At 62.3% G+C, this 10,623-nt stretch carries 7 protein-coding genes; 6 read left to right on the top strand and 1 reads right to left on the bottom strand.

Features of this window, described 5'->3' with window-relative positions:
• The first annotated feature begins 278 nt into the window (after nt 1-278).
• The 6 genes from pvdM (at nt 279) to AC07OF_RS25005 (ending at nt 9,571) form a co-directional block, all read left to right on the top strand.
• Entirely contained in the window at nt 279-1,643 is a 1,365-nt protein-coding gene (gene pvdM, locus AC07OF_RS25030) for a pyoverdine-tailoring dipeptidase-like protein PvdM (protein ID WP_495073623.1), read from the top strand.
• Between the two features lie 18 nt (nt 1,644-1,661).
• Entirely contained in the window at nt 1,662-2,945 is a 1,284-nt protein-coding gene (pvdN, locus tag AC07OF_RS25025; protein WP_495073622.1) for a pyoverdine-tailoring periplasmic protein PvdN, read from the top strand.
• Nucleotides 2,946-2,958: 13 nt separating this feature from the next.
• Nucleotides 2,959-3,825 (top strand): dihydropyoverdine dehydrogenase, encoded by an 867-nt coding sequence (gene pvdO, locus AC07OF_RS25020; RefSeq protein WP_495073621.1) that lies wholly within the window; start codon nt 2,959-2,961, stop codon nt 3,823-3,825.
• Between the two features lie 113 nt (nt 3,826-3,938).
• On the top strand, nt 3,939-5,273 hold the full coding sequence (locus AC07OF_RS25015) for a lysine N(6)-hydroxylase/L-ornithine N(5)-oxygenase family protein (RefSeq protein ID WP_191833964.1): 1,335 nt from the start codon (nt 3,939-3,941) through the stop codon (nt 5,271-5,273).
• A gap of 13 nt (nt 5,274-5,286) precedes the next feature.
• On the top strand, nt 5,287-6,936 hold the full coding sequence (locus AC07OF_RS25010) for a cyclic peptide export ABC transporter (RefSeq protein ID WP_157191976.1): 1,650 nt from the start codon (nt 5,287-5,289) through the stop codon (nt 6,934-6,936).
• A 106-nt stretch (nt 6,937-7,042) separates the two neighbouring features.
• Nucleotides 7,043-9,571, top strand: a complete 2,529-nt coding sequence (locus AC07OF_RS25005) for a TonB-dependent siderophore receptor (RefSeq protein WP_157191975.1) — start codon at nt 7,043-7,045, stop codon at nt 9,569-9,571.
• 91 nt (nt 9,572-9,662) lie between these two features.
• On the opposite strand, the gene AC07OF_RS25000 is transcribed toward AC07OF_RS25005, so the two are convergent.
• Nucleotides 9,663-10,616 (bottom strand): alpha/beta hydrolase, encoded by a 954-nt coding sequence (locus AC07OF_RS25000; RefSeq protein ID WP_157191974.1) that lies wholly within the window; start codon nt 10,614-10,616, stop codon nt 9,663-9,665.
• Nucleotides 10,617-10,623: the final 7 nt, after the last annotated feature.

The raw sequence follows: 10,623 nt of genomic DNA, 5'->3' as shown, positions 1-10,623 counted from the left end.
GGCCGGATGCAGGAGCAAGCGGTTTTGGTTCCTTTTGCCAAGACAAAAGGGACCCGCCGTAAAGGCGGAAGGGGCCGGCAGCATCACCACACAAAATGGATAAGCTCACATCCTCAATAGCCCAGCCCAGCCCAGCCCCAAGACCATGCCCCCCGGGACGCCGTGAAGAACCATAAATTTACCCCTGCGCCGTTCGTCCCTCCTGATACCCGAGCTTTGCCCCTGGCCCACCCGTGCGCCGGGCAAGCCGTTCCGATCAGCCCAGCGTCGAGATGGCAATGACCAAGACCAAGCCCCGTTCCCGCAAAGCCCTGTATATCGGCCTGCCCCTTGCCCTGGCGGTCGCCATCGGCGCCGCTGCAAGCGGTTACTACTTCTACAACAAACAGGACACCGGCTACCCGGGCAAGATCGTCGAGCAAGCCAACGCCCTGCACGAGCACATGCTGTCGTTCGACAGCCACGTCACCGTGCCACTGGACCTGGGCAGCGCCGGCAACGAAATCGACAAGGACGGGCCAGGCCAGTTCGATCTGGTCAAGGCCGGCAAAGGCCGCCTGTCCGGCGCCGCCCTGACCCTGTTCGGCTGGCCGGAACTGTGGAATGGCCCGAATGCCCCACACCGCCCTACTCCGGGCTTTGTCGATGAGGCCCGGCACCAGCAGGAAGTGCGCTACAAGATCATCAGCAACATGGTCCGCGACTTCCCCAACCAGGTCGGCATCGCCTATACCCCGCAGGATTTCCGCCGCCTCAACGGCGAAGGCAAGTTCGCCATTTTCATCAGCATGCTCAACGCCTACCCACTGGGCCACGACCTGTCGCAACTGGACCTGTGGACCGCCCGCGGCATGCGCATGTTCGGTTTCAGCTACACCGGCAACAACGACTGGGCCGACTCCTCGCGACCGCTGCCATTTTTCAACGACACCGCCGATGCCCTCGGCGGCCTGTCACCGCTGGGCGAACAGGCGGTCAAGCGCCTCAATGACCTCGGGGTGATCATCGACGTCTCGCAGATGTCGACCCTGGCTCTGGAAGACGTTGCCCGCCTGAGCCGTGCGCCAATGGTCGCCTCGCACTCGGCGCCACGGGCGCTGGTGGACATCCCGCGCAACCTCAGCGACAAGGAAATGCAACTGATCAAGGACAGTGGCGGGGTCATCCAGGTGGTCGCCTTCGGCACCTACCTCAAGCCCCTGAGCAAACCGACCCTGGACAAGCTTGAAGCCCTGCGCGCCAAATTCGACCTGCAGCCGCTGCAAGGCCTGGCCAACGCGCTGATGCCCGGTGATGCAGTGATCGCCATCTGGCCGGAATCACGTTTCGGCGAATACGCCGGCAGCCTGTACGGCATTGTCGAGGAAGAGCCCAAGGCCTCCCTCAAGGACTTTGCCGATGCGATCGACTACACGGTGAAAAAGGTCGGCATCGATCATGTCGGCATCAGTTCCGACTTCAACGACGGTGGCGGTCTCGACGGTTTCAAGGATGTCAGCGAGATCCGCAACATAACCGCCGAACTGCTCACGCGCGGCTACTCCGAAGCGGATATCGGCAAGCTCTGGGCCGGCAACTTCCTGCGGGTCTGGGAACAGGTGCAGAAAAGCGCCCAGCCCGTCGCCACCACTGCCACCCCTTGATCTGGAATCCGCTTCGTCATGACTGACCGTCGCACCTTTCTCAAGCAGGCCGGGCTGTTCGCCGCCAGCCTGCCGATCGCTAGCTCCCTGCTGCCCAAGGCCCTGGCCGCCAGCACACCCGCGCTGACTGGCAAGGACAAGTGGCAGCAATTGCGTCAGCTGTTCCCACTGGATCCGAACTACGCGCATTTCGCCAACTTCCTGGTCACCGCCCACCCCAAGCCGGTGCAGGACGCCATCGACTACTACCGCGGCGAGATCGACCGCAATCCGGCGCACTGGGTCGACTGGGAAACCCAGATCGAATGGCAGCGCGAAGGCGAAGTGCGCGACTGGGCGGCCCGTTACCTGCAGGTCAAACCCCGGCAGATTGCCCTGACCGGCAGCACCACCGAGGGCCTGGGCATGATCTACGGCGGCCTCAAGGTAGCGCCTGACCAGGAGATCCTGAGCACCGAACACGAGCACTACTCGACCAATAAAATTCTTGAGTTTCGCCAGCAGCGCCAGGGCACCCAGGTGCGCAAACTGCGTCTGTTCCAGCAGCCACGGGAGATTTCTACCGATCAGGTGCTGAGCACTATCGACAAGGCGATCAAGCCCAATACCCGCGTGCTGGGCATGACCTGGGTGCACTCCGGCAGCGGTGTAAAGTTGCCGGTCGGCGAGATCGGCGCGCTGGTGCGCCAGCACAACCGCGAGCGCGACGAAGACCGGCGCATCCTCTATGTGATCGATGGCGTGCACGGCTTCGGCGTGGAAAACCAGAACTTTGCCGACTTCAACTGCGACTACTTCATTTCCGGCACCCACAAGTGGATGTTCGGCCCGCGCGGCACCGGGATCATCTGCGCCGCCTCGGAAAAGCTGCAACACCTGGTGCCGACCTTTGCCACCTTCTCCGAAGACGAAGACTTCGCCACCATCATGACCCCCGGCGGCTACCACGCGTTCGAGCACCGCTGGGCGCTGGGCAAGGCGTTCGAGCTGCACCTGCAACTGGGCAAGGCCGATGTCCAGGCACGCATCCACCAGCTCAACGACTACCTCAAGGCCCGGCTCGGCGAGCACAAGGCAATCGAACTGGTCACCCCGCTCAGCCGTGAGCATTCGGCCGGTTTCACCTTTTTCCGGATCAAGGACCGCGACCCCGACGCCATCGCCGCCTACCTCAATGCGCAGCGCATTGTCGTCGATACCGTGCACCGCGATGTCGGTCCGGTGATCCGCATGGCGCCGAGCCTGCTCAACAACGAACAGGAAATCGACCGGACCCTGGACCTGCTGACCCAAAAACTCTGACAAAGGCCCCGTTATGACCCGTACCCTGCATCACCTGAGCCTGGCGGCACTGCTCGCCGCCTGCAGCCTCCCGGCCCTGGCCGCCGGCAGCCCGGACAAACCCGGCACGGTGTTTCGCGACTGCAAGGCCGCATGCCCGGAAATGCTCGTGCTGCCCGCCGGCAGCTTCATGATGGGCACCCCGGATGACGAAGTCGGCCGCCAGCCCGATGAAGGCCCGTTGCACCAGGTGACCTTTGCCAAACCCTTCGCCATCGGTCGCTACCCGGTGACTGCTGGCGAATGGTCTGCCTACCTGCGTGAATCCGGGGTGAAGATCGCCGATGGCGATACCCGTCCGGGCCGCGAGTGCAAGGCCAGCAAACCGCGCTACAAGCAAGGGCCAAAGCAACCGGCGGTGTGCATGAGCTACCACGATGTCGAAGCCTATGCCGCCTGGCTGACCAAGAAGACCGGCAAGCACTACCGCATGCTCAGCGAGGCCGAACGTGAATACGCCGCACGCGCCGGCAGCACAGGGCCCTTCCCGTTCCCGCTGGACCCGAACGCCGAGTACGAAATCAGCCAGCACGCCAACGTCTACGGGCCCAAGGACGGCTTCAGTTTCACCTCCCCGGTGGGCAGCTTCCCGGCCAATGCCTTCGGCGTCTACGACATGCATGGCAACGTGTATGAGTGGGTCGCCGACTGCACCCACGACGACTATGTCGGCGCCCCCGCCGACGGCAGCGCCTGGAGGGAGCCGGGCTGCGAGCTGGTGCAGATCCGCGGCAACGACTGGGGCGAAGCGCCGATCTTCTCGCGCTCCGGCAACCGCAACAACAGCCTTCCCGACAACCGTGGCGACTGGATCGGTTTTCGTCTTGCCCGTGAACTTTGACCGCTCGAAAGCATAAATTCTCAGCGATATGGCTCGTTCTATCGGTGTACTTGCGCAGGATCCGGGGCGCCCTTTCCAGGCGCCCCCACTTGACCACCCAAGGAACCGCACCCATGAGCCAGACCCATTCCTCCGGAAAAATCCACGACCTGATCGGCGTTGGCTTCGGCCCTTCCAACCTGGCCCTGGCCATCGCTTTGGAAGAACTTGCCGAAACCAACGGCCACGCCCTCGATGCCCTGTTCATCGACAAGCAGAACGACTATCGCTGGCACGGCAACACCCTGGCGACCCAGAGCGAACTGCAGATTTCCTTCCTCAAGGACCTGGTGTCGCTGCGCAACCCCACCAGCCCCTACAGCTTCGTCAACTACCTGCACCAGAAGCAGCGCCTGGTCGACTTCATCAACCTCGGCACCTTCTATCCGTGCCGCCTGGAGTACAACGACTACCTGCGCTGGGCCGCCGATCATTTCGCTACCCAGGCCGTTTACGGTGAAGAAGTGCTGCGCGTGGAACCGGAGCTGGTCGACGGCAAAATCGATCACCTGCGCCTGATCTCGCGCGACCAGAAAGGCCAGGAACACCTGCGCCGGGCCCGCTCGGTGGTGGTCGGCAGCGGCGGCACGCCGAAGATTCCTGCCGCGTTTGCGCCGTTCAAGGCCGATCCACGGGTGTTCCACCACTCCCAGTACCTGAACAGCCTGGAAAACCTGCCGTGCGCCAAGGGCCAGGCGATGCGCATTGCCATCGTCGGTTCCGGCCAGAGTGCCGCAGAGGCCTTTATCGATCTCAACGACAGCTACCCGTCGGTCAAGGTCGACATGATCCTGCGCGCTTCGGCATTGAAGCCGGCCGACGACAGCCCGTTCGTCAACGAAGTGTTCGCCCCCGACTACACCGACCTGGTGTTCAACCAGCCGCTGGCCGAACGCGCCAAGTTGATCGAGGAATACCACAACACCAACTACTCGGTGGTCGACATCGACCTGTTGGAGCGCATCTACGGCATCCTCTACCGCCAGAAGGTCGCGCACCAGTTCCGCCACTCTGTGCTCTGCCGCCGCCAGATCGAAGCGGTGGTCAGCACCAGCGAGGGCATCGAACTGACCCTGCGTGACCTGGCCACCGATGTCGAGCAGACCCACCGGTATGACGCGGTGATCCTCGCCACCGGCTACGAGCGCCGTTCGCACCGCGAGCTGCTGGCACCGTTGCAGCATCACCTCAAAGACTTCGAGGTCGACCGCAACTACCGCGCCCTGAGCACCCCGGACCTCAATGCCTCGGTCTACCTGCAAGGGTTCTGTGAAGCCTCCCATGGCTTGAGCGACACCCTGCTTTCGGTGCTGCCGGTGCGCGCCGCAGAAATCGGCCAGTCGCTGTACCAGTCCTTGAGCAAGCACGCCCACCCACCGCGTGAAGCCATCGTCCTCACCAGCGCCTGAGCAGGACCTCTCGATGACCAAGCAACCACGCGGGGCGCTGCGCGAGCTGTTTGCCCTGCTCAAACCGTTCTGGCCGATCGTCGCTCTGTCGATTGCCCTGGGCATGATCGGCGGCCTGAGCGTCACCGCGCTGCTGGCCACCATCAACAATGGCCTGCATGCCGAAGGTGGCCTCAGCCAGGGCGTGGTCCTGGCGTTCGCCGGGCTCTGCGTACTGGCGTTGCTGTGCACGATCTTCTCTGACATCGGCACCAACCATGTCGGCCAGCACATCATCGCCAAGCTGCGCAAAGAGCTGGGTGAAAAAGTCCTGGCAGCGCCGATTGACCAGATCGAACGCTTTCGCAGCCACCGGCTGATCCCGGTGCTGACCCATGACGTGGACACCATCAGCGACTTCGCCTTCGCCTTCGCGCCGCTGGCGATTTCGCTGACGGTGACCCTCGGCTGTCTGGGTTACCTGGCGATGCTGTCGTGGCCGATGTTTCTGATGATGCTGGTGGCCATCGTCATTGGCGGCCTGGTGCAGTTCTATGCACAGGCGCTGGGCCTGCGCGGTTTCGAAGCGGCACGCGAGGCCGAAGACGAGCTGCAGAAGAACTACAACGCGATTGCCGAAGGTGCCAAGGAACTGCGCATCCACCGCCCGCGCCGCAACCGCATGTTCAACCGCGGCATCGTGCAGACCGCCGACTTCATCTGCGCCACCCAGGTAAAGGCGATCAACACCTTCGTCATCGCCAAGACCTTCGGCTCCATGCTGTTCTTCGTGGTCATTGGCCTGGCCCTGGCGTTGCAGGCGTTCTGGCCAAGCAACGACAAGGCGGTGATGAGCGGTTTCGTGCTGGTGCTGCTGTACATGAAAGGCCCGCTGGAGCATCTGATCGGCACCTTGCCGATTGTCAGCAAGGCACGCATCGCCTTTGCCCGCATCGCCGAGCTGTCACGCCAGTTTTCCTCGCCCGAGCCGCACCTGCTGCTCAACGGCCCAGCACTGGCGCAACGCGAGATCCACAGCCTGGAACTGGTCGATGTGGCCTACAGCTTCCCACCGGTTGCTGAGCTGGCCCCGTTTCGTCTCGGCCCGGTGAACCTGCGCATCGAACAGGGCGAGATCATTTTCATCGTCGGTGAAAACGGTTGCGGCAAAACCACCCTGATCAAGCTGCTGCTCGGTCTGTACGCCCCGCAGCAAGGCAGTATCCACCTCGACGGCAAGCCGGTGGTGCATGCCAGCCGCGATGACTACCGCCAGCTGTTCACCACGATCTTCGCCGACTACTACCTGTTCGACGACGTCATCCAGGCCGACCAGCAACTGCCGGCCCAGGCTGACAAGTACCTGCGCCGCCTGGAGATCGCGCACAAGGTCAGTGTCGAAAACGGACGCTTTACCACCACCGACCTGTCCACCGGCCAACGCAAACGCCTGGCCCTGATCAACGCCTGGGTCGAAGGCCGGCCGGTGCTGGTATTTGACGAGTGGGCAGCCGATCAGGACCCGACCTTCCGGCGGATCTTCTACACCGAACTGCTGCCCGACCTTAAGCGTCTGGGCAAAACCATCATCGTCATCTCGCACGATGACCGCTACTTCGATTGCGCCGATCAGCTGGTACGCATGGAGGCTGGCAGAGTCGTCAGCGAACGCGTCAGCGCCTGAACGAAAAAAACCGGAAAGATTCTTTCCGGTTTTTTTTTAGTCTTGCGTCTTAATAAAGACTCTCATTTGCAAATACAAAAAATTCCACACTTAACGGGCAGTAAGCATGAGCAACACACCGCTGAACAGTAAGCTCCCTCCTCACTCCAAGCGCGGCAACCAGACCCTGCTGGCACTGGGCACCGCACTGATTATCGGTTGCGCTGCCCAGGCTCAGGCGGCGCCCGTGGCGATCGACGTTCCGGCCCAGCCATTGGCCAGCGCCCTGCAGGAAATCAGCAAACAGACCAACCTGCAGTTCCTCTATCGCCCGGAAGTGGTCGCCAACCTCAAGTCGCTGCCGGTCAAGGGCACTTACGAGCCCAGTGAAGCGCTGGCACGGATGCTTCAGGGCACCGACATCACCTACAGCATCGACGACAACGTGGTGACGTTTTCGCGTGGCGGCGACGGTGCCTCCAGCGATGCCATCAACCTCGGCGCCACCTCGGTGAACGCCATCGCCCTGGGCGATCAGACCGAAAACACCGGTGCCTACATCACCGGTTCGACCACGGTCGGCAGCAAGGTGGCACAATCGATTCGCGAGGTGCCGCACTCGGTATCGGTGGTGACCCGTCAGCGTATCGAAGACCAGGGCCTGACCACCCTTACCGATGCGCTGGACAAGACCACCGGCGTCACCCTGCAAAAGAACGGTGCCTCCGGGTCATCGCTGGGTAACGACACCAACTTCTTTTCCCGTGGTTTTGCCGTCAACAACATCCAGATCGATGGCGGCGCGCCAATGGACACCTCGATCTCCGGCTACGGTTCGATCAGCCAGCTGGACCTGGCGCAATACGACCACGTCGAATTCCTGCGTGGCGTCGATGGCCTTTACTCCGGCAGCGGCAACCCCGGCGGCACCATCAACCTGGTGCGCAAGCGCGCCCTGGCCCACAATCAGCTGACCTTTTCGGCTTCGGCCGGCAGCTGGGATAACTACCGCACCGAGCTGGACGTGACCGGCCCGCTGACCGAGACCGGCAACATCCGCGGTCGTCTGGGCATGGCCTACCAGGACAACAAGTACTTCTACGATGTCGCCGACATGGAGAAGCACCTGTTCTACGGCTCGGTGGAGTTCGACCTGACCCCCGATACCGTGCTGACCCTTGGTGGCAGCTACCAGGACTCCGAAGGCGTATCCAACTTCGGCGGCCTGCCGCGCTACAAGAACGGCGACGATATCGGCCTGTCACGCGATACCGCGCTGGTTACCAGCTGGGATACTGTCCACGATAAAACCAAACAGCTTTATTTGAAGCTGGACCACAGTTTCAACGAAAACTGGTTGTGGACCACCGACGTCACCTACATGGACATGGACCGTGACGCCAACTCGCTGTTCGCCAACGGCGCGGTCGATCCGGCGACCGGAACGGGACCGGTGTGGCTGCACTATCCGGCCAAGACCGGCCTGGAGCGCAAGGGTATCAACAGCTACGTCAAGGGTGGTTTCGATCTGTTCAACCTGCACCATGACGTACTGCTCGGCGCCGACTATTCGCACAGCGACGGCTACACCGTCCAGCGCTGGGGCAACCTGAACTTTACCCCGGTGAATGTCTTCGACCCCGTACGTCCGCCGGATCCGGGCAGCCTGCCGAACAAGACCGACGACAACACCACCGAGAAGTACGGTTACTACGGTATGACGCGGCTGTCGCTGACCGACAACACCAAACTGATCCTCGGCGCCCGCGTTTCCACTTATAAATACCGTGACGTGGAAGTGTTCTTTGACGACTTCGGCAACGTCCTGACCGACCCGGCCCCCTACCATCGCCGGTTCAAGGAAGAAGGCGTAACCACGCCGTATGCCGGCCTGACCTACGACCTGAACGAGAACTGGACCACCTACATCAGCTACGCAGAAACCTACAAACCGCAGTTTCTGCAGAAGTCCTACCCGGACGGGGCACTGGACGCGGCCACATCGAAGAACTATGAAATCGGCCTCAAAGGCCAGCTCTTCGACAACAAGGTCAACACCAGCTTTGCCATCTACCGTATCGAGCAGGAAGGCGCGGCGATCCTCGACCCGCGCTTCCCGCAGACCTTCGGCGCAGACAACTGCTGCTACCTGAGCCAGGGTGAAGTGGTCAGTGAAGGTTTCGACGCCGAGATCAGCGGCGAAGTGGCGGCCGGCCTCGAACTGTTCGCCGGCTATACCTACAACCACACCAGGGACAAGGCGAACGACGAGACCCGCGCCATCTACAGCGCCGTCACCCCCAAGCACCTGTTCAAGCTGTGGAGCACCTACCGCCTTCCAGGCGACCTGGAGAAGTGGAAAGTCGGTGCAGGCGTGACAGCACAGAGCAGCAACTCGCGTAGCGGTATGGTCTCGGAATTCGACGAAGCCAGCCAGAGCTGGGGCCCGGCCGACCAGGAGTTCAAGTTCATCCAGGCCGGTTATGCCATCTGGAGCAGCAGCCTGGAGTACCAGATCGACAAGAACTGGTCGGCGGTGGTCAACGCCAACAACATCTTCGACAAGCATTACTACCAGACCGTGGGTACCTCGGCTAACGGCAACTTCTACGGTGATCCACGCAACTACACCCTCACCGTGCGTGCCAAGTTCTGATCCACCGACCTCGCGGGGCAAGCCCGCTCCCACCGGGTGATAGCAGCTTCACCGGTGGGAGCGGGCTTGCCCCGTGATAGGATTTCAAAGATCAAAAGCGCTGATCGAGCCACTGACCGATCTGTTGGTAGATCCCCTCCACCTCCGCCACCATCCCGTGCATGCGCAGAAAATCATGGGTGAGCCCCGTCTGCACCTGCAAGGTCACCGCCGTACCACTGCCCTGCAACTGCTCGGCCCAGGCCTGGCCTTCGTCGAACAGCGGGTCGAACTCGGCCAGCGACACCAAAGCGTCCGCCAACGGCTGCAGCCCCAGGAACAACAGCGGAGAAACACGCCAGTCATTGCTCGCATCCGCTGCATAGTGGGCATAGAACCATTCGAGAGTCGCGGTTTCCAGCAGATAGCCCTCGGCATAACGCTGATGCGAATCGCGTTGGGTGGAAATATCGGTGACCGGGTAGAACAGCAGTTGAGCCCGCGGCCGCAGGGCCATCGTCTGCGGTGCATGCACCGCACTGATCGCCAGCACCGTGGCCAGGCTGGCGCCGACGCTGTCACCGCCGACCGCCACCCGGGTGGCGTCCAGATTCAGCTTGGCGGCGTGTTCCAGCAGCCAGTTGGCGCTGTCCAGGCAATCCTCCACTGCGGTCGGAAACGGGTACTCCGGCGCCAGCCGATAATCTGGCGCGAGCACGGCAAAATCGCCCGCCAGCGCCAGGCGTCGGCACACCGAATCATGTGAATCCAGGCTACCCACCACATAACCGCCACCATGCAGGTAGAGCAGCACCGGCAACACCCGCGACTCGCTGCCAGGTCGACGATACAGCCGCCCCGGGATCGACTGCCCGTCACGGCTGGCAATACGCAGCGCCTGGACCGCCACCGCTTCGGGCGGGCTGGCGTCGAGAATCGCTGAAGCACGCTCGAACTCCAGGCGCGCTTCAGCCACCGGCAGGCTGTGCATGGGGTGGCTCTTGCCGGTCAGACGACCGAATTCGACGAGTTCCAGAAAACCCGCCAGGTCAGGATGCAACGGCATCAGGTAG

The organism is Pseudomonas sp. GW821-FHT10B02 (genome assembly GCF_059415665.1).
Note: the sequence above shows the minus strand (reverse complement) of the source record. Positions and strands in the feature narration are given on the sequence as shown.